The sequence below is a fragment of the Nocardia sp. NPDC057663 genome, assembly GCF_042799895.1.
Lineage (GTDB): Bacteria > Actinomycetota > Actinomycetes > Mycobacteriales > Mycobacteriaceae > Nocardia.
In genome coordinates, this window is sequence record NZ_JBHVHX010000019.1 from 52,887 (window position 1) to 71,297 (window position 18,411).

Below are 18,411 nucleotides of genomic sequence, written 5' to 3' on the forward strand. Positions count from 1 at the left end.
TTTTTTTTTTTTTTTTTTTTTTTTAAAATTTTTATTTTGTTTTTTTTTTTTTTTTTGTTTGTTGGTTTTTTTTTTTTTTTATTCTTTACCACTTACTCGGCGTGTGTGTGGGTGCCGCCGCCCCCCGCCTCTCTCAGCCGTGCGGGTTCCGCGGTTCGACGCGGAAACCCCAGCTCATATCACTTCAGGGCGCGAGCCAGGTTCACGTCCAGCGCGCCCAGGAATTCCTCGGTGCTCAGGTAGCCCTGGTCGCCGCCGACGAGCAGCGCCAGGTCCTTGGTCATCTGCCCGCCTTCGACGGTCTTGATGACGACGTCCTCGAGTGCCTGCGCGAAGCCGATCACCTCGGGGCTGTTGTCCAGCTTGCCCCGGTGCTCCAGGCCACGGGTCCAGGCGAAGATCGACGCGATCGGGTTGGTCGAGGTCGGCTTGCCCTGCTGGTGCTGGCGGTAGTGCCGGGTGACGGTGCCGTGCGCGGCCTCGGCCTCACAGGTCTTGCCGTCCGGGGTGAGCAGCACCGAGGTCATCAGGCCCAGCGAGCCGAAGCCCTGCGCCACGGTGTCGGACTGCACGTCGCCGTCGTAGTTCTTGCAGGCCCAGACGTAGCCGCCCTCCCACTTCATGGAGGAGGCGACCATGTCGTCGATCAGGCGGTGCTCGTAGGTCAGGCCCGCCGCGTCGAACAGGCTCTTGAACTCGGTGTCGAAGATCTCCTGGAAGGTGTCCTTGAACATGCCGTCGTAGGCCTTCAGGATGGTGTTCTTCGTCGACATGTAGACCGGGTAGTTCTGCTGCAGCCCGTAGTTGAGCGAGGCGCGCGCGAAGTCTTCGATCGACTTCTTGAAGTTGTACATACCCATGACGACACCGCCGTCCTCGGGCATCTTCACGACCTCGTGCACGATCGGCTCGCTGCCGTCCTCCGGGGTGAAGGTCAGCGTGACGGTGCCCGCCTCGTAGACCTTGAAGTCGGTGGCGCGGTACTGGTCGCCGAAGGCGTGGCGGCCGATGATGATCGGCTTGGTCCAGCCGGGCACCAGGCGGGGCACGTTGGAGATGATGATCGGCGCGCGGAAGATGGTGCCACCCAGAATGTTACGGATGGTGCCGTTGGGCGAGCGCCACATCTTCTTGAGGCCGAACTCCTTCACCCGCGCTTCGTCGGGGGTGATGGTGGCGCACTTCACACCGACGCCGTGCTTCTTGATGGCATTCGCCGCGTCGACGGTGACTTGGTCGTCTGTCTTGTCGCGGTACTCGATGCCGAGGTCGTAGTACTCGAGGTTCACGTCGAGATACGGGTGGATCAGCTTGTCCTTGATGAACTGCCAGATGATCCGGGTCATCTCGTCGCCGTCGAGTTCTACGACGGTACCTTCAACCTTGATCTTGGACATGGATCTTCGTGTCCTCCTAGGATGGTGCCCTCATTGCACGGCCAGGCGAACACGCTTGTGAGCGGACCCCAGCTGTTCCAACAGACAACGTATATGCCCCGCGTTGTCTGCGGGACGTGTGGTGCAAACAAGACGAGCGTACTGCTGCCCTCTACCTCACCGCGATGGGAGGGCCCGCTGTGCGGGACTCCGCCGGGTAGCGGACGGCAAACAGGTCACAAGTGACCGCGGGCACTGTCGGGTCATGACCGACATACGCTCGACTCCCAACCTACTCGGCATGCGCCTGGCCCATCGCGCAATGCTCGCCGATACCGCCCGGTTCGCCGTCCTGGCCGGGGAGCTCGCCACCACCCGGACACCGTGTCCGCCACGGCGGGCCCGCGCGATCGCCGACTATCTCGGCCTGCTGTGTGACTCCATCCACCATCACCATCGCATCGAGGACGAGGTTCTCTGGCCGACGCTGACCGCCGCCGCGGGCGACGCGGTCGAGCTCAGGGAGCTCACCGACGACCACGCCCAGCTCGACCCGGTGCTGGCCGAGATCAGGACGACCTGCGCCGAGCTGGTCGCCCGGCGCCCGGGAGCCGCCGCCGACCTGGCCGAGCGGCTGACCCGGCTGCACACCGTGCTCGACGAGCACATCGCCGACGAGGAGCGGACGATCTTCCCGATCGTCACCGAGTACGTGACCACCGCGCAGTGGGAGAAGGTCGAGGCGGCGGCCCGCGGCGGCGCGGTGATGAGTTTCGAACTGCCGCGCATGGTCGCGGTCTGCACGCAGGCGGAACTCGCCGAGGTGATGGCCGACGGTGGACTGCCGTTGCGGGTGATGCTGACGGTGTTCGGTATCGGATACCGCCGTCGGGAACGTGTGCTGGCAGGTAGGTGAACCGGTGGGCTACGCGGTCGCCGACGGCCTGCTGGTAGAGATCGGCGCGGTGCCGATGTCGTCGAGAGCGGCCAGTTCGGCCGCGATGGCGGCGAGTACGCCCTCGGCCGCGGCGCGGTGCGCGGTTGCGGCGGCGTGGTCACCCAGCCGGTCGGCCAGCTCGGCGAGGACGGTGTCGACCGGGCCGAAGGCGACCGACCCGGAGTCCATACCCGCGATGGTGCCCGCTCTCGGCAGCAGGTCCTGATAGAGCCGCCGGGCCGCCTCGACCGTGCCGATCCGGGTGACCACCCTGGCCTCGAACACCGACATCGCGCACCAGTAGTAGTCACGCAGGACCGGGGTGCCCGCGCCGAGCACAGCGGCCGCTCGCTCGGTGTCTCCCGCGTCGAGCAGGGCCAGCATGTACGCGGACCGGAGCGCGTGCGGTGCGGCCGCGTTCAGCGCGGCGTATCCGTCGAGGCCGGGTGCGAGGTCGCCGAGCGCCCAGCCGGTCATCATCTCGGCCAGCAGGGTCAGTTCGGCGCCGTTGGCGTGGCCTGCCGCGATCATCTTCGCGCTGAGGTCGGCATCGATTGCTTTGGCGGTCGCGAAGTCGCCGCGCAGTGCGGCGAGCACAGCCAGATGCGCGGTGGAGACGACCAGCAGCGGGCCGAGCTGGCCGCCCTCGGCGCAGTCGAGTGCCTTGGCGATCTCGGCCCGCGCGGCGACGAGCCGGCCCGCACCCGAGGCGACGAGGAAGCGCAGAAAATGCGCGACCGCCTGGTACTCCGGCAGACCAGCCTCGGTCGACACGCGCAGCAGTTCGTCGGCCAGGTCGCCGCGTTCCGGCCACAGGTCGGGACCGAGCGCGACGAAAGCCCTGGCATTGAGTGCGGCGCACAACAATTCGGGATCATCGAGTTCGCGCGCTGCGCGCAAGGCCTCGGCGGAGCAGGCGAAGGCGTGCGGGTTGTCGAAGCCGACGACTTCGAAGGCGGTGGTGACGAGCAGTCGGATCCGCAGGTCCGGCGCTGTCGTGCGCGTCGACGCGGAGGCCAGCTCGGCCCACATGCCACGGTCGGGAAGGCCGCGTTCGCGGCTGGTCCAGATCGTGGGGGCGCGCCAGCAGGTGAGGACGGCGACGACGGGATCGGTGATGATCTGGGCATCGTCACCGCGCGCGGTAGCGGGGTGAGTGTCGGTGCCGGGCATGAGGGCGCGGGCTGTTGCCAGGGCTTCGATGCGCAGGATGCGGGCCTGTTCGTCGTTGCCGCCGTAGGCGAGGGCGTTGACCAGTGCGCAGGTGGTCGACAGGGCCGCCAGGCGGTCCGCACGCGGCGCCGTGGCGTTGACGTGTCCTGCGCACATGTGTAATTCGAGGGCGGAGCGCCACAGTGGCTCGGCGTCCTGGTGGGCGCGGCGGGCCGTGCGCCTGCGGGCAGCGGCGAGGACGTAGCGCAGCGCACGGGCGGCGTTCGCGGTGCCCGCACCGGCGATGGCGTGGTGGGCCATGGCGTCGAGGTCGACTGTGCTGGTATCGGATTCGAGGTCGGCCGTGGTCACGCCGGTGCGGCGTTCGAGGAGTTCCAGGGCCGACCAGTGCAGCCGGGCGCGACGCAGGGCGGGGATGTCGCCGTAGACCGCGTCGCGAATGAGCGCGTGGGCGAACGTGATTCGATCGGTGCCCGCGATTCGGACGAGCCCGGCCACGGTGACGGTGTCGACCAGGTCGACCAAGGTGTCTTCCGGCTCGGCGGTCAGTTCGAGCAGGGTGTCGAAGTCGATGTCGTCGCCCCACACCGCGGCTAGGCGCAGCGCCCGGGCCGCGCCCGCGGGCAGCCGGGCGATTCGGCGGCTCAGCACATCGCACACACCATCCGGCACGGCATGCAGATCGCCCACCGCCGCAGCGAGTTTGGCGACCTCGCGGACGAACAGTGGGTTTCCACCGGTCCGCTCGCGCAACCGCTCGGCGGTGTCGTCATCGATGGACCCCAACCCGGCACGGGCCGCGACCGCGCGCACGGCCGCGGTATCCAGACCACCCAGCTCCAACCGGCGACCGGTCGTGGCCGCCAGCGCCGCAGCCGTAGCCCGCACCCCCGCGTCCGCCTCGGACCCACGAGCGGTGACCAGGACCAGCACCGGCCGATGTGCCAGCCAGGCCACCAGCTGCCGCAGGATCTGCAAGGTAGCGCTGTCGGCACGATGGACATCTTCGAGAACCACCAGCACAGGCCCGTCGGCCAGTCGCTGCCCACACGCCCGGGCCACCGCCTGCGCGATGGCGAACGGCCCCGCCTGCGCGCCGAACCCATCCGGCACCGGACCTGCCGACGCCCGCGCGCCAAGCCCATCGAGCAGATGTACCCAAGCCCAGGCGGCGGGCGCGCCGTCGACTTCGGGACACGCCGCGCTCACGACGGTCCACCCGTCGGCGGCGAGTGCCCAGGCCAGCGATTCGGCCTGGGTGGTCTTGCCCGCGCCCGCTTCCCCTTCCAGCCACACCACCCTGGCTCGCCCGTGCGCCACCACCTCTCCCGCCTCGGCGAGCAGCGCCGCCCGTTCGGCGTCATAACCGACCGCCGCGCCCGCGGATCGCGACCGCGTGCCGGCCAGATCCGCGCGACTGCCGTCCCCGGGCCGATCCACCGCCGCACCCACGCCGGCACCATGCACGCCGACAACCGGAGCCCCATCGCCGACTGGACCCGTGGACCGAGCAGCTGCCACCCGACCGCTCGCCGACCTGGCCGATTCCCCTCCGTCGGCAGCCCGCGCAGACTCCGCAATCCGGTCAGCGGCATCGGCAAGGTGCTGGTTGGGGAACGCCGGATCGGACTTCGGTGAGACGGTGATCGATGTTGTCGGCGCCTCTGGCCGCGTCGAACCGGGCGATCGGGGCGGGTCGGCTGGTACCGGGGGCTGATCCAATTCTGGTGCGTGGGTGAGGATCGCGGTTTCCAGTGCGCCGAGGGCGGGGCCGGGGAGGACGCCGAATTCGGTGTCCAGGTAGGTGCGGACTCGGCGGAGAGTGGCCAGGGCGTCGAGTTGGCGACCGAGGCGGTATTGGGTGAGGGCCAGTAGGCGGGCGGCGTTTTCGCGGTCCGGGTGGTCGGCCGCGTGGGGGTGCAGGAGGGCGAAGGCCTCGTCGGGGTGGCCGAGGGCCAGGGCCGCTTCGGCGCGGCGTTCGACGGCGAGGCGGCGGAGTTCGTGCAGGCGGGCCGCTTCCGGGATGACCCAGTGGGCCGTCACGAAGGGGGCGTACGGCTCGCCGTGCCAGCACGCGAGTGCGTCGCCGAGGACGTGATAGCGCCGGCCGGGGTCGGGGTCGCCGTCGGCGAGCAGGCGCTCGAACTGCCACGCGTCGACCGCGGACCGGTCGAGGCGCAGGGCGTAGCCGGGGGCCTCGGAGATCAGGACGGTGGCGGGCGCGCGGGGTGGGCGGTCGGGTTCGATGGCGCGGCGCAGGTAGGAGATGTGGGCCTGGAGTGCGCCGAGGGCCTTCGGTGGTGGGTCACCCGCCCAGAGGTCGTCGATCAGGCGATCGGTCGACACCACCTCGCCGCCCGCGAGTACCAGGCGGGCCAGGAGCGCGCGCTGACGCGGTCCACCCAGATCGGCGGGCCGGTCACCCACCTCGACCCGCAAGGGGCCGAGTACTTCGATACGTACGGCGGGCGTGCCGCCGTACGGTCCTTCGTGTTCGATGCGGTCAATTTACCTGGCGATACGCACTCCCGCGATGCCGATCGCGAGACCCTGGGCGACGGTTCCGGGGATGATCCACCACCCTTCGGCACCCGGCAGCACCCCGGGCAGCATCGCCGCGACCGTCATGGACAGCGTGCCGAGGATGATCAGCACACCCGACCAGCGGCCGAACACCGCGGCGGGCCGGATCAGCGCGTACACCGCGAGCAGCACGAACCCGAGCAGCAGCGCCAGCGACAGCGGCGCGAGCACCGCGGCCGAGGCGTCGGAGATCTCGGCCGCGGTGTGGTGGTCGAGATGGGTGCTGACGAACACCTCGTGATAGGCCCCGATCGGGATCACCACCGCCAGCCCGGCGAACAGCAAACCGTGCGCGAGGGTGAGGATCTTGCCCGCCCGGTCGTCGCCCGGCCCGCGGATGGCGCGGACCAGCGCGGGTAGCCCGACCGCCATCAACACCGCACCGACGGCGAAGGTGAGATGCGCGGCTTCCCAGGTCGGCGCCTGCTCGGACGACTCGGCGTGTTCCAGCGGATGCAGGAGGTTACCCACCGCCCACAGGGCCGCGCCGACGGCCAGGACCCACGCCCTGCCCCGGTCCCGACTCCCCGGCGGGACGAGGCTCGACGCCGGATCGACTGGATGCGGCGCGGCCGCGACGGTGTTGTTCGCCTCATCGGCGGTCTCGATAGTCATGAGCCGAGGGTGACCGCGACCGATTGGCTCCCACTTGCGAACGAATTGCGGCCGCCTCGAACCGGCGGTCTCCGCGGCGTGATCCGCCGAACGGCCCGCTGTGGCGCGATCACAGGCGAGGCAGCCCCGCACGCCGGAAAGGCATGCGGGGCTCGGCGATCCGGCACTCAGACCGCGATCGGCACCCGGGTGGCGTGCTCGTCGCCTTCGATCAGGTTCTCCGGCTTGTCCCTGATCATCAGCGCGATCACCACGGCGGCGACCAGGAAGAACCCGGCGCCGACAGAGAACGCCACGTCGTAGCTGTAGATCGACGCGCGCTCGACGAGATGGTCGACAGCCGGATTGTCGGTCGCGTAGTTCTTCGCCGCCTGCACCGAGATCGTGGTGAGCAAGGCGGTGCCGACCGCGCCGCCGACCTGCTGGGCGGCGTTGAGCAGGGCGCTGGCCACGCCGGAGTCGTCGGCGTCGACCTGGTGCAGGGCGACGGCCTGCATGCCGACGAACAGCGGGCCCATGCCGAGCGCGATCAGCAGCTGGGCGGGCAGCACGCTCAGCGCGTACCCGTCGCCGTAGCCGAGCTGGGCCAGCCACAGCAGGCCGACGGTGCCGAGCAGCGCGCCGACGACCATCAGCGGACGCGGGCCGAGCTTGGGCATCAACGCGCTGGTGACACCGGCCGAGACCGCGATGCCGACCGGGAACGGCAGGAACGCGACACCCGCTTTCAGCGGCGAGTAGCCGAGGGTGTTCTGGTAGTAGAAGCTCAGGAACAGGAACATCGCGAACATGGCGATCGGGATCAGCAGCGCGGCCAGCAGCGCCCCACCGCGGTTGATCTCCCCCGGAATCCGCAGCGGCAGGAGCGGATTCGCCGTGCGCGCCTCGATGACGACGAAGGCGATCAGCAGCGCGAAGCCCGCGCCGAGCAGGGTCAGGGTGCTCCCGGCCAGCCAGCCGTCTTCGGCGGCGCGGCTGAATCCGTAGACGATCGACACCAGGCCCGCCGTCACCGTGACGGCGCCGGGCAGGTCGTAACCGCCGACCCGCGGCACCGGCACATCGCGCACGATGACCGCCAGCGCGCCCAGCAGCGCGACGATCGCGACCGGCGTGTTCATCAGCAGCGTCCAGCGCCAGGACACGTACTCGGTGAGCGCGCCGCCCACGATCAGCCCGAACGCGACACCACCCGCCGAGATGCCGGCGAACACGGCGAACGCGCGGGCCCGCTCCTTGACGTCGGTGAAGGTCACCGACAGCAGCGACAGCGCCGAGGGCGCGAGCAGCGCGGCGAACGCGCCCTGCAAGCCGCGCCCGAGGAACAGCTGCAACCCGTCCTGAGCCAGCCCCGCCAGCGCCGAGGCGGCGGCGAAGCCGACCAGGCCGATCAGGAAGATGCGCCTGCGCCCGAGGTAGTCGGCCATCCGGCCGCCGAGCAGCAGCAGGCCGCCGAAGATCAGGGTGTAGGCGGTCAGGGCCCACTGTTTGTCGCCCTCGCTGATGCCGAGGTCCTTCTGGGCGAACGGGAGCGCGATCGTCACGACGGTGGCGTCGAGGATCACCATCAGCTGTGCGGAGGCGAGCACGGCCAGCGCCCACCAGCGTCTCGAATTCGATTGCTTATCAGTTGGTTTCGCGTCTGTCTCGATGCCGGTCACCACGGACTCCTAGTTACTCGAAGGCTCGCGCTCAATCCTGGCACCATGGGACAATTGGCGTCAAGAGAAAAATGTCTGACTGCGCCATTTGGCGCAAAAAGACAGGCAAATCGGAGGGGGCGGTAGGCTGGAGAGATGCTGGACTCGACCACTCCGATCACCGGCGACCGGATGACCGAACCGGCAGGCCCGATCGCGGCCCGCCACGCGCCGACGGGCCTGCGCGAACGCAAGAAGCGCCAGACCAGGGCAGCGATCGTCGAGGTCGGGCTGAGCCTGTGCGACGCGCAGGGATTCGACGCCACGACGGTCGAGCAGATCGCCGCGGGCGCCGACGTCTCCCCGCGCACGGTCAACCGGTACTTCCCGATGAAGGAAGACATCGTGCTCGCCCCGATCGACGACTTCGGGCTCACCGTGGCCGAGGCGCTCGGCGAGCAGCCGCGCACCGGCGACGAACTCGGCGCGCTGTGCGGCGCCTACCTGCAGGTCGTCGATACCGAGGCCGACGCCGACGGCGTGCGCTTCCTGCGCCAGTTCCTGCAGATGCAGCGGATCATGCGGTCCAGCCAGGCCGTGAACGCGCGGGCGCTCGAGTACGCCGAGAAGAAGAACATCGCGGTCTGCGCCCAGCTGGCCGAGCGGATGTCGACCACGCCCGACGACTTCTCGGTCCGGCTGGTGGCGGGCACCTGGCAGATGCTGTGCCACCTCTCGATCGCCGCGGTCGAGGACGGGCTGCTGAGCTCGACCCCGGAGGCCGCCGCCCAGGTCACCAAGGACGCCGTGCTGCGCGCCTACCACGAGCTCCGCCGCATCTGCGGCGCCCGGCCCGAGGCCGACACGCCAGGGATCGGCACACCGACGGCGGAGTGATCCAGGCGACGAAACCGGGGGAAGTTTCCGCGCGGACGCAATGGCCGGTTAACATGACGGCAAGGTCATGAGTACCAGCGCCAAGCCCCGGCTCGCTGGTCGGCAACCCTCCAGCTGCGGTGGGGTGCTCCGGGTGATGACCGGGCTCTCGAAGGTCGAGAGCAAGCGCGCACTGCAGGAGGCCCCCATGTGTTGTTGTCCGTCGATCCGACCCAGCTGACGCGATACACCGGCGAACAACCCTGGAGCATTTCATGACCGACTCTGCCCTGCCCGAGAACTGGTCCTTCGAGACCAAGCAGATCCACGCGGGCCAGGCCCCCGACGCGAGCACCAACGCGCGGGCACTGCCGATCTACCAGACCACCTCCTACACCTTCCGCGACACCGACCACGCCGCCGCGCTGTTCGGCCTCGCCGAACCGGGCAACATCTACACCCGGATCATGAACCCCACCCAGGACGCGGTCGAGCAGCGCATCGCCGCGCTCGAAGGTGGCGTCGCGGCGCTGCTGGTGGCCTCCGGCCAGGCCGCCGAGACCTACGCGATCCTGAACCTGGCCGGCGCCGGTGACCACATCGTGTCGAGCCCGCACCTCTACGGCGGCACGTACAACCTGTTCCACTACTCGCTGCCCAAGCTCGGCATCGAGGTCTCCTTCGTCGAGGATCCCGACGACCTGGCGCAGTGGCAGGCCGCCATCCGGCCCAACACCAAGGCCTTCTACGGCGAGACCATCGCCAACCCGAGCAGCGCCGTGTTCGACATCCCCGGCATCGCCGAGGTGGCGCACACGGCGGGCATCCCGCTGATCGTCGACAACACCGTCGCGACCCCGTACCTGATCCAGCCGCTGGCCCACGGCGCCGACATCGTCGTGCACTCGGCCACGAAGTACCTGGGCGGGCACGGCGCCGCGGTCGCGGGCGCGATCGTCGACGGCGGGACCTTCGACTGGACCGTGCGCGACGCCGACGGCAACGCCCGCTTCCCCGGTTTCACCGAGCCCGATCCCAGCTACCACGGTGCGGTGTTCGCCGACCTGGGCGCGCCCGCCTTCGCGCTGAAGGCGCGCGTGCAGCTGCTGCGGGATCTGGGTGCGGCGGTGTCGCCGTTCAACGCGTTCCTCATCGCCCAGGGCATCGAGACGCTGAGCCTGCGGGTCGAGCGGCACGTGTCCAATGCCGAGGCCGTGGCACAGTTCGTCGCCGCGCAGCCGGGGGTCGAGGCCGTGCACTACGCCGGGCTCGAGACCTCGCCCTGGTACGCGCGGGCCAAGCAGCTCGCACCCAAGGGCGCGGGCGCGATCGTCGCGTTCGAGCTGCATGGCGGTGTCGACGCGGGCAAGAAGTTCGTGGACGCGTTAACCCTGCACAGCCATGTCGCTAACATCGGTGATGTGCGTTCTCTCGTGATTCACCCGGCGTCGACCACGCACTCGCAGTTGACGCCCGAGGAGCAACTGGCCTCCGGCGTCACCCCGGGGCTGGTTCGGCTCGCCGTGGGCATCGAGGGAATCGACGACATCCTGGCCGATCTGCGCGCAGGTTTCGCGGCGGCGACGACGTGACTGTGAGCACCGAATCGCCGATCACTCGTCCCGCAACCGGTGTGGCCCTGCTGCCACCGCCGGACGGGCGACTCGGCGTGGTCGCCATCGGGGACGTGTCGCTGGAGAACGGCGCCGTGCTCCCCGATGTGCGGCTGGCGGTGCAACGCTGGGGCGAGCTCTCGCCCACGCTCGACAACGTGGTGCTCGTCGAGCACGCGCTGACCGGTGACTCGCATGTCATCGCGAGCGCGGACAACGCGCAGCCCGGCTGGTGGGAGGGCATGGTCGGGCCCGGCGCGCCGATCGACACCGACGAGTGGTGTGTCCTCGCGACCAATGTGCTCGGCGGTTGCAAGGGCAGTACCGGGCCGTCCTCGCTCGCGCCCGACGGCACGCCGTGGGGCTCGCGTTTTCCCGATCTGACCATCCGTGACCAGGTGACCGCCGAGGCGCAGCTGCTCGATCTGCTCGGGATCGAGCGGCTGGCCGCCGTCGTCGGCGGGTCGATGGGCGGCATGCGGGTGCTGGAGTGGATCGTCGGTCAGCCCGAGCGGGTCGCGGCCGCGCTCGTGCTGGCCGTCGGCGCCCGCGCCACCGCTGATCAGATCGGCACCCAGACCACCCAGATGGCCGTCATCACCGCCGACCCGGATTGGCAGGGCGGCGACTATCACGGCACCGGCCGCGCCCCGATGACCGGCATGGGCCTGGCCCGGCGCATCGCGCACCTGACCTACCGCACCGACGGCGAGCTCGATCACCGCTTCACCAATCGGCCCCAGGGCGACGAGGACCCGTGGACGGGCGGGCGCTACGCGGTGCAGAGCTACCTGGAGCACCAGGCCGAGAAGCTCTGTCAGCGGTTCGATCCGGCCACCTATGTGCTGCTCAGCGAGGCCATGAACCGGCACGACATCGGCCGGGGCCGGGGCGGGGTCGCCGCGGCGCTGGCCGCGACGACGGTGCCGGTCGTGGTGGGCGGCGTCGACTCCGATCGGCTCTACCCGCTGCCCACCCAGGCCGAGCTGGCCGAGGGGCTGCCGGGCTGCGCCGGTCTCGAGATCGTGCACTCACGCGACGGGCACGACGGTTTCCTCACCGAGGCCGCCGCGGTGTCCAAGCTGCTCACCGAGACGATGCGGCTCGCCCGCGAGAACCGCTGACCGTTCAGCTTTTCGTCGTGCCGGCCAGCAGGGTGACGATCGAGCGGACGTAATCCTGGAGCCGTTCGCGCGGATACTCCTGCGGCTCGCTGACCGCGAGCCTGCCGAGCATCTCGGCGACGGTGAGCGTCGAGTTCGCGAGCAGTCCCGCGTCCATCGCCGACCACCGCGGTGACATTGCGATGCCGACGCGGACAAGGGATTCCGCGCGGTCCAGGATGTCGGCGCGGGCCGCGCGCAGCGCGGCACGGTATTCGTCGGGAGCGCTGGCCGGGGTCGCCAGGATCAGGCGCCAGCGCGTCGGATTCGCCAGTGCCACACCGACGAACGCCTCGACCGTGGCCGAGGCGGCGGCGATCGGATCGGTGTCGAGCAGGTTTTCCGGCAGGGTCTCGGCGATCTGGTCCAGGCCACGTTCACGTTCGCGTTCCAGCAGCGCCTCGACGAGTTCGGCGCGGGTCTTGAACACGGTGTAGAGCACCGGCTTGCCGACGCCCGCCTCCTGCGCGACGGCCTCCATGCTCAGCTCGTGCAGTTCCATCCGGCCGAGCACGGTGAACGCGGCATCGAGGAGCTGGGCCCGCCGCTCGTGCGGCGGCAGGCGCGGGGCATAGCGGCGCCGCGGCCGTTGCTCCTGCGTTGCGGTCACGCCCGCACCTCCTCCGTTTCCTGGACGATACCCCGGCGGTGGACTCTCGGCATCAATCCTACGCAACCGTTGTATTCGTTGTGCACCATTGCTACGGTGGCGTTGTATTCACCGACGAGGTTCGCCTCGGCACTGCAAAGGAGCATGTGCAATGGCTTTCGATCCGTCCACCCTGCGCCGCGACGACTACGGTTTCTTCGGGCCGGGCTCCCCCAGCTGGAAGGTGTGGGCGTCGCCGACCGCGCTGATCGGTTTCCAGCGCGCGGTCACCCTCGAGCACTTCGACCCGTTCCTGACCGCCGCAGTCGCCGACTCACAGGGCATCTACGACAACCCGGCGACCCGCCTCGACCACACGCTGGCCTATTTCGTGCTGGTCGCGCTCGGCGACGGCCGCACCGCCATCGAGGCTGCCGAGCACCTGATGCGGGTGCACGCGCCGATGACGGGCATCGAACCGATCAGCGGCAAGCGCTACAGCGCCAACAACCCGGAATCCCAGCTGTGGATCCACGTCACCGGCTGGCATTCGGTGCTCAAGAGCTACGAGATGTACGGACCGGGACCGCTGAGCGCCGAGGAGGAGGACCGCTACTGGGCCGAGTGCGCGATCGCCGCCGAATTGCAGACCTGCAAGCCGGCCGACGTGCCGCGCAACCGCGACGAGGTGCACGCCTACTTCGAGCGGGTCCGGCCGCAACTGTGCGTGTCCGAGCGCGCGATCGAGGGCATGCACTACCTGCTGTGGACGCCGCCGAGCAAGGGCTGGCATTTCGCGATCGGCAGCAGGCTGCTCTCGCTGGCCACCATCCCGTCCCTGCCGATGTGGATGCGCAAGCTCGGCCGCTTCGCGCTGCCACGCGTCGTCGATCCCCTGGTCCGGATCCCGGCGAAGGTGATCGCCTGGACCGCCGCCCGCCGGGACAACTGGGTCCTGATCAAGGCAGGCCCGTTCATCGCTCCGATGACCGGCGCGATCTTCGCCGCCCACGCCCACTCCGCGCCGCCGCAGACCCTGTCGACGATCACGCCGCAGCAGGCCCGTGAGCTGTACGGCAGCCAGGCCGGCCGCAGCCTGTGGGAGCAGCGCACCGCGATCACCGAATCCGCCTGACCCGCACGCGAAGCCGGCCACGTCGACGATGCCGTGGCCGGACTTGCACAGTCAGGACGACCTGCGCACCCGGCCGTATCCAACGCACTTTCGGGTGCCCACTTCCCATTGGAGAGTTACTCTCCGATAGTAGATTTCATGATCACGCAGACGCTGTCAGTCACCGAAGCCATCCGCACCCGTCGCACCGTCCGCCACTATCGGCCTGATCCGATCGCTCCCGAACTGCTCGAGGAACTGCTCGACCTGGCCGTGCAGGCACCGAGCGCGTGGAACATGCAGGACCGCTCGATCGTCGTGGTGACCAGCGACGAGGGCCGGAAAGCCTTGTCGGCGGCCGCTTTCGGTCAGCCGCAGCCGCTGGAGGCGCCCGCCGTGCTGGTGTTCGTCGCCGATCCGGCGGCCTGGTCGGCGACCAATGCCGATATCGCCGAACAAGCGGTGGCCAGCGGCGCGTGGAACGAGCGATTCCAAGCGATGTTCGACTCCAGGGCCGAGTACCACGCGCTCCGCGAGCACGGGCTGCTGCGGGAGAACGCCGTGAAGAACGCGATGATCGCCGCCACCTATGTGATGCTCGCCGCGACCGGTCTCGGACTCGCCTCGGCGCCGATGAACGGGTGGGACGCCGAGCTGGTGAAGCAGGCGATCGGCATCGATCCCGACGCCGATCTGGCGATCGCGGTAATGGTCACCGTCGGCTACGGCACGGGTACGCCGCCGCATCCCGGCCGCAGGCCGCGGGAGCGCGCGGTGTTCGCCGAGCGCTATCTCAGCTGACGCCGAGGGTGTTGATGGTGGCGGCGAGGAAGACGATGGCGCTGCCCAGCGCGGTGAGGGTGGCCACGTCGAAGGGACGGCTGCGGACCGCGAGCAGGCCGACCTGCACGGTCGGCAGGCACAGCCGGAACGCCGCGGCCACCAGGGCCGCGCTGCCGAAGATGATCGCGCCGCGCCGCCACCGATCCCAGGCGACGAACACGACGGCGACCAGGATCAGTGCGCTCACCACGGTCATCGGCAGATGACTGCGCAGGTACTGCTGCCCCGCGCTCAACCGCACGACCCGATGCTTCCCGGTCGTCTCCGCCTTGTTCACGGCCCCGATTGTTCCAGATGCCGCGGGCGCGCGGGCGTCGCGGCATGAGAGAGTGGTCCGCTGTGCTGCACCTGATCTTTCACGAGCCCGTGATTCCGCCCAATACCGGTAATGCGATCCGGCTCGCCGCGGGGACCGGTTGCGCGCTGCATCTGATCGAACCGCTCGGCTTCGACCTCTCGGAGTCGAAGCTGCGCCGGGCCGGACTGGACTATCACGACCTCGCGGTGGTGACGGTGCATCCCGACCTGGCGACGGCGTGGGCGGCCATCGCGCCGGGGCGGGTGTTCGCGTTCACCACCCAGGCCACCACCCGCTTCACCGATGTCGCCTATCGCGACAACGACGCCCTGCTGTTCGGCACCGAACCCACCGGTCTACCCGCCGAGGTCCTCACCGACCCTCACATCACCGACCAGGTCCGCATCCCGATGCTGCCGGGGCGCCGCTCGATGAATCTGTCCAATGCGGCCGCGGTGTCGGTGTACGAGGCGTGGCGCCAGCTGGGGTTCCCCGGCGCGGTATGAGCTGTCGTCGCCGTCGTCCACGCCGTACAATAAGACACGTATCGCACGTAATACGTGTCTTTTCTGTCGCTCCCTAGAACGAGGTGGTGCGCGGTGCGCTTGAACAGCAAGGGACAAGTCACGATTCCCGCCGAGCTCCGACGAAAGTTCGCTTTCGAAGAGGGCGATGAGGTCGAGGTCATCGAGGTCGGCAACGCACTGCAGATCGTGCGCCGCGAGGGCGCGCAGCGCCGCGGGAAGCGGCTGACCGGACACATGCGCGGCCGGGCGACGACGAGCATGAGCACAGACGAGCTCATGGAGCTCTTCCGTGGCGACTAGCGGTCGCGGAGCAGGTCGTACGCTGCGAGTGGCTGATGAGCAGCCCATCACCTTGGTGGACTCCTGCGTCCTACTCGATGTGCTCACCGACGACCCCCAGTGGGCGGATTGGTCGGATGACGCACTGGCCGAAGCAAGAGATGCCGGACCGACGGTCATCAATCCGATCATCTATGCCGAGGTCGCCGGGGGTTTCGACACCATCGAGGACCTCGACGAAGCCATTCCGGAGACCGACCTCGAGCGAATCCCACTGCCGTTCCAGGCAGGATTCGTGGCCAGTAAGGCGTTCGTCGCCTACCGACGGCGCGGCGGGGAGAAACGCAGCCCACTCCCGGACTTCTACATCGGAGCGCACGCGGCGTATTCGGGCTACCGACTGCTCACTCGCGACGCTGCCCGATTCCGCACCTACTTCCCGCGGGTGCCGCTGATCACTCCCGACGGGGAGTAGTCAGAGATCGACGTCGAAGCGTTTGAAGCGTGAAGTCGCGCCCGCCGACAATCGCACAGCAGATTTGGCCACGCCGAAATGCTCGGCGAGGAGTTCGATGGCGGCCTTGTTCGCCTTGCCCTCGACGGCAGGAGCGCGGACGTAGAGGGTGAGGGTGCCGTCGTCGGCGATCTCGACCAGCGGGCCTTTACGGCTGTTCGGTTTGATCGTCGCCCGTACCGTCGGCACCGGTCTGCTCCTTCGTCGGATCCTGTTCCGCGCCTGCGGTCTTCGCAGCAGCGGGCGGCGCACCCGCGGTGCGCGCCCTGCCACGCCCGCGCAGCACACGCACGACCGCCCAGAGCACGCCGCCGATCACCGCGAGGAAGCCGAGCCACGGGACCGCCTTGCCCGCGAAGACGACCGCGTCGCGCAACCAGTCGACGAGCGAATTCCAGCCCGCGACGATGCCGTCCCAGAAGTTGTCCGGGTCGCCGGGCGCCTTCTTGTCGTCGGCGGTGAGAGTGATGGTGAGCGTGGACAGCGCGACCTGGTCGTCGAGGGAACGCTTCTGCGCGGTGAGGCTGTCGAGCTCGCCCTGCCTGCTCGACAGCGCCTCCTCGGCGGCGATCAGGTCGGCGGTGTTGGTCGCGCCCGCGATGAGCGCGCGCAACCGGTCGACGGAGGCCTGCAGTGCGCGGATGCGGGCGTCGAGGTCCTCCCACTGCATGGTGACGTCGTCGCGGTTGGTGCTGACTTCGGTGACGGTGCCGATCCCGCCGAGCCCGGTGATGAAGGCATCGGTCTTGTCGGCGGGCACCCGCACGCTGAGCACCGCGCGCGCCGTGCGGTCGTCGGTGCCCGGCTGTTCGGTGCGGCTGTCGATCCGGCCGTCCATGGCGCGCACCTGCTCGGTGACAGTCGCCGCGGCGCCGATCGGATCATCGGCAGTGACGTCGACCGACCCGGTGATCACCTCTTTCCGGTTCACCGAATCCGACGGCGCAGGACCCTCTTTCGACGGCGCCCCCTCCCGGAACCCCGGAGCCACCGCGGCAGCCGGGCCCGAAACACTCGGCGAGGACGCGTGATCGGCCTGACTCTCGCTCGCGTCCTCCCCGCACCCGGCCAGGAACAACAGCCCGAACACCCCGACCATTACCACGGCAAGCTTGCGCATGTTCGCAGCGTAGTGCGCCGACGCCGCGAGCGGGCGCAGCTGCTGGAGGTCGGCCGGAAGGATGCGGAACGCATCGACGCCGGGGGTGAGCGGTTCGATCGCGCGGAAGTCGCGCTGGTCCTCCAGCTCGGTCAGGACGAGCGGGTTCGGTGGGCGTAGCGGTCGAGTGCAGCGAGGCGGTCGTCGAGGCGGGGATGGGTGGAGAGCAGGGTGGGGACCTCGGTGGCGTGGGCGGTGGAACCGGGAACCTTCGAACGGTCGTACACGAGTTGCAGGACGTAGCGGAAGTCGTCGAGGTAGCCGAGGTCGACGACAACGCGGTCGGCCAGGTATTCGAGGCGGTGTGACAGCCGGGGCCGGGTCACCAGCTGGGTGGCGGCCAGGGCCAGGGCGAGTACGGAGCCCCAGGGGCCGAGGAGGAGGGCGAGTGCCGCGAAGAGCAGGCAGGCGGCGGTGCCGTAGGCCAGGACGGCCGGGGCGACGAGCAGCGTGGTCGCGGCGGCCGCGCCGAGAGAGGAGTAGCGCAGGGCCGCCATCACGCGGTTCGAGAGTCGCAACAGGCGCGGGTGCAACGGAACCATCAACCAGTCCGCCGGCGCGAAAACAGCGCGTACCAGCAACTCGAAGGGCCACCGATACCACCGGATCACCGACCGCCAGGTGGCGGTGCCCTGCAGGCGATGTCCGAGCTCGTGGGCGATCAGCGCTTCGAGCTGACGCTCGGTGAGTGCCTCGACGGCAGACCGGGTGACACTGATATAGCCGCTGGCGTTGACGGCTCCGTTGACGGCATCGGAACGCATGACCCACACCGTGGTCGTGGCGGCGGGCAGACCGGCGGCATCGGTGACATTCGCCCACGCGCGATTCACCCGGTCGTGTTCGTCCGGCAGGTTCCGTTCGGACGACAGCGCCATCGCCCCCAACATGAGCCGTTGCCAGCCCAGCACCACCGGACCCGACGCGGCCCACAGCACGGCGACCAGCACCGCGGCCCAGTTCGCCGGCAGCGCTGCGGTTCCCACCAGCAGCCAACCGCTCAGCACGAGCGATGGCAGCGATGCCAGCAGATCCACCACGGCCCAGTGGTAACCCTGCCGGTAGGTCACCGACAGTGTGTTCAGTTCGGAGTGCGACATGTGGCCCCCACG

The 18,411-nt window shown here is 69.3% G+C and carries 18 protein-coding genes and 1 riboswitch; of the genes, 9 read left to right on the plus strand and 9 right to left on the minus strand.

All coding sequences use genetic code 11. The features are described from left to right. Positions 1-179: 179 nt before the first annotated feature. Positions 180-1,397 carry an NADP-dependent isocitrate dehydrogenase gene (locus ACFVAV_RS28650; RefSeq protein ID WP_379038643.1) on the minus strand — a complete coding sequence of 406 codons (1,218 nt, stop codon included), beginning with the start codon at positions 1,395-1,397 and terminating at the stop codon, positions 180-182. 244 nt (positions 1,398-1,641) lie between these two features. On the opposite strand from ACFVAV_RS28650, the gene ACFVAV_RS28655 reads away from it, so the two are divergent. Continuing rightward, positions 1,642-2,292, plus strand: a complete 651-nt coding sequence (locus ACFVAV_RS28655; protein WP_379038644.1) for a hemerythrin domain-containing protein — start codon at positions 1,642-1,644, stop codon at positions 2,290-2,292. 9 nt (positions 2,293-2,301) lie between these two features. Here the strand turns inward: ACFVAV_RS28655 and ACFVAV_RS28660 are convergent, their stop codons facing one another. The 3 genes from ACFVAV_RS28660 to ACFVAV_RS28670 all read right to left on the minus strand — a co-directional run bounded on the left by ACFVAV_RS28660 (position 2,302) and on the right by ACFVAV_RS28670 (position 8,345). Next, positions 2,302-5,925, minus strand: coding sequence for a BTAD domain-containing putative transcriptional regulator (locus ACFVAV_RS28660; protein WP_379038645.1), 3,624 nt, complete (start codon positions 5,923-5,925; stop codon positions 2,302-2,304). Positions 5,926-5,994: 69 nt separating this feature from the next. After that, complete coding sequence (locus tag ACFVAV_RS28665) at positions 5,995-6,684, minus strand: hypothetical protein (RefSeq protein ID WP_379038646.1); 690 nt, start codon at positions 6,682-6,684, stop codon at positions 5,995-5,997. 167 nt (positions 6,685-6,851) lie between these two features. After that, complete coding sequence (locus tag ACFVAV_RS28670) at positions 6,852-8,345, minus strand: MFS transporter (RefSeq protein WP_379038647.1); 1,494 nt, start codon at positions 8,343-8,345, stop codon at positions 6,852-6,854. Between the two features lie 135 nt (positions 8,346-8,480). Between ACFVAV_RS28670 and ACFVAV_RS28675 the strand changes: the two genes are divergently transcribed. The 3 genes from ACFVAV_RS28675 to ACFVAV_RS28685 all read left to right on the plus strand — a co-directional run bounded on the left by ACFVAV_RS28675 (position 8,481) and on the right by ACFVAV_RS28685 (position 11,937). Next, positions 8,481-9,221, plus strand: a complete 741-nt coding sequence (locus ACFVAV_RS28675) for a TetR family transcriptional regulator (RefSeq protein ID WP_379038648.1) — start codon at positions 8,481-8,483, stop codon at positions 9,219-9,221. A 63-nt stretch (positions 9,222-9,284) separates the two neighbouring features. Beyond that, positions 9,285-9,395: riboswitch (SAM riboswitch) on the plus strand. A gap of 80 nt (positions 9,396-9,475) precedes the next feature. Further along, the gene (locus ACFVAV_RS28680) at positions 9,476-10,792 is read left to right on the plus strand and encodes a bifunctional o-acetylhomoserine/o-acetylserine sulfhydrylase (RefSeq protein ID WP_379038650.1); all 1,317 of its coding nucleotides are present in this window, start codon (positions 9,476-9,478) and stop codon (positions 10,790-10,792) included. After that, positions 10,789-11,937 carry a homoserine O-acetyltransferase gene (locus ACFVAV_RS28685; protein WP_379038651.1) on the plus strand — a complete coding sequence of 383 codons (1,149 nt, stop codon included), beginning with the start codon at positions 10,789-10,791 and terminating at the stop codon, positions 11,935-11,937. The genes ACFVAV_RS28680 and ACFVAV_RS28685 overlap by 4 nt, the downstream gene beginning before the upstream one ends. A gap of 4 nt (positions 11,938-11,941) precedes the next feature. On the opposite strand, the gene ACFVAV_RS28690 is transcribed toward ACFVAV_RS28685, so the two are convergent. Next, complete coding sequence (locus ACFVAV_RS28690) at positions 11,942-12,586, minus strand: TetR/AcrR family transcriptional regulator (RefSeq protein ID WP_379038652.1); 645 nt, start codon at positions 12,584-12,586, stop codon at positions 11,942-11,944. Between the two features lie 151 nt (positions 12,587-12,737). Here ACFVAV_RS28690 and ACFVAV_RS28695 point away from each other — a divergent pair, with 151 nt between their 5' ends. Both ACFVAV_RS28695 and ACFVAV_RS28700 read left to right on the plus strand, forming a co-directional pair. Next, positions 12,738-13,700 carry an oxygenase MpaB family protein gene (locus ACFVAV_RS28695; protein ID WP_379038654.1) on the plus strand — a complete coding sequence of 321 codons (963 nt, stop codon included), beginning with the start codon at positions 12,738-12,740 and terminating at the stop codon, positions 13,698-13,700. Between the two features lie 138 nt (positions 13,701-13,838). Further along, the gene (locus ACFVAV_RS28700) at positions 13,839-14,480 is read left to right on the plus strand and encodes a nitroreductase family protein (protein ID WP_379038655.1); all 642 of its coding nucleotides are present in this window, start codon (positions 13,839-13,841) and stop codon (positions 14,478-14,480) included. Here the strand turns inward: ACFVAV_RS28700 and ACFVAV_RS28705 are convergent. After that, on the minus strand, positions 14,473-14,799 hold the full coding sequence (locus ACFVAV_RS28705; RefSeq protein ID WP_229739993.1) for a DUF3017 domain-containing protein: 327 nt from the start codon (positions 14,797-14,799) through the stop codon (positions 14,473-14,475). The two genes, ACFVAV_RS28700 and ACFVAV_RS28705, sit on opposite strands and share 8 nt — an antisense overlap. Positions 14,800-14,843: 44 nt before the next feature. On the opposite strand from ACFVAV_RS28705, the gene ACFVAV_RS28710 reads away from it, so the two are divergent. From ACFVAV_RS28710 to ACFVAV_RS28720, 3 genes are all read left to right on the plus strand, one after another. Continuing rightward, complete coding sequence (locus ACFVAV_RS28710; protein ID WP_379038657.1) at positions 14,844-15,326, plus strand: tRNA (cytidine(34)-2'-O)-methyltransferase; 483 nt, start codon at positions 14,844-14,846, stop codon at positions 15,324-15,326. A 93-nt stretch (positions 15,327-15,419) separates the two neighbouring features. Beyond that, positions 15,420-15,647, plus strand: coding sequence for an AbrB/MazE/SpoVT family DNA-binding domain-containing protein (locus ACFVAV_RS28715; RefSeq protein ID WP_379038658.1), 228 nt, complete (start codon positions 15,420-15,422; stop codon positions 15,645-15,647). 28 nt (positions 15,648-15,675) lie between these two features. Next, a complete protein-coding gene (locus ACFVAV_RS28720) occupies positions 15,676-16,101 on the plus strand; it encodes a type II toxin-antitoxin system VapC family toxin (protein ID WP_379038659.1) in 426 nt (141 codons plus the stop codon). Here the strand turns inward: ACFVAV_RS28720 and ACFVAV_RS28725 are convergent, their stop codons facing one another. The 3 genes from ACFVAV_RS28725 to ACFVAV_RS28735 all read right to left on the minus strand — a co-directional run bounded on the left by ACFVAV_RS28725 (position 16,102) and on the right by ACFVAV_RS28735 (position 18,399). After that, positions 16,102-16,329 (minus strand): DUF167 domain-containing protein, encoded by a 228-nt coding sequence (locus ACFVAV_RS28725; RefSeq protein WP_379038661.1) that lies wholly within the window; start codon positions 16,327-16,329, stop codon positions 16,102-16,104. Continuing rightward, positions 16,289-17,260, minus strand: a complete 972-nt coding sequence (locus ACFVAV_RS28730; protein ID WP_379038662.1) for a DUF4349 domain-containing protein — start codon at positions 17,258-17,260, stop codon at positions 16,289-16,291. The genes ACFVAV_RS28725 and ACFVAV_RS28730 overlap by 41 nt, the downstream gene beginning before the upstream one ends. A gap of 131 nt (positions 17,261-17,391) precedes the next feature. Next, the gene (locus ACFVAV_RS28735) at positions 17,392-18,399 is read right to left on the minus strand and encodes a M48 family metalloprotease (protein ID WP_379038663.1); all 1,008 of its coding nucleotides are present in this window, start codon (positions 18,397-18,399) and stop codon (positions 17,392-17,394) included. Between the last annotated feature and the right edge of the window lie 12 nt (positions 18,400-18,411).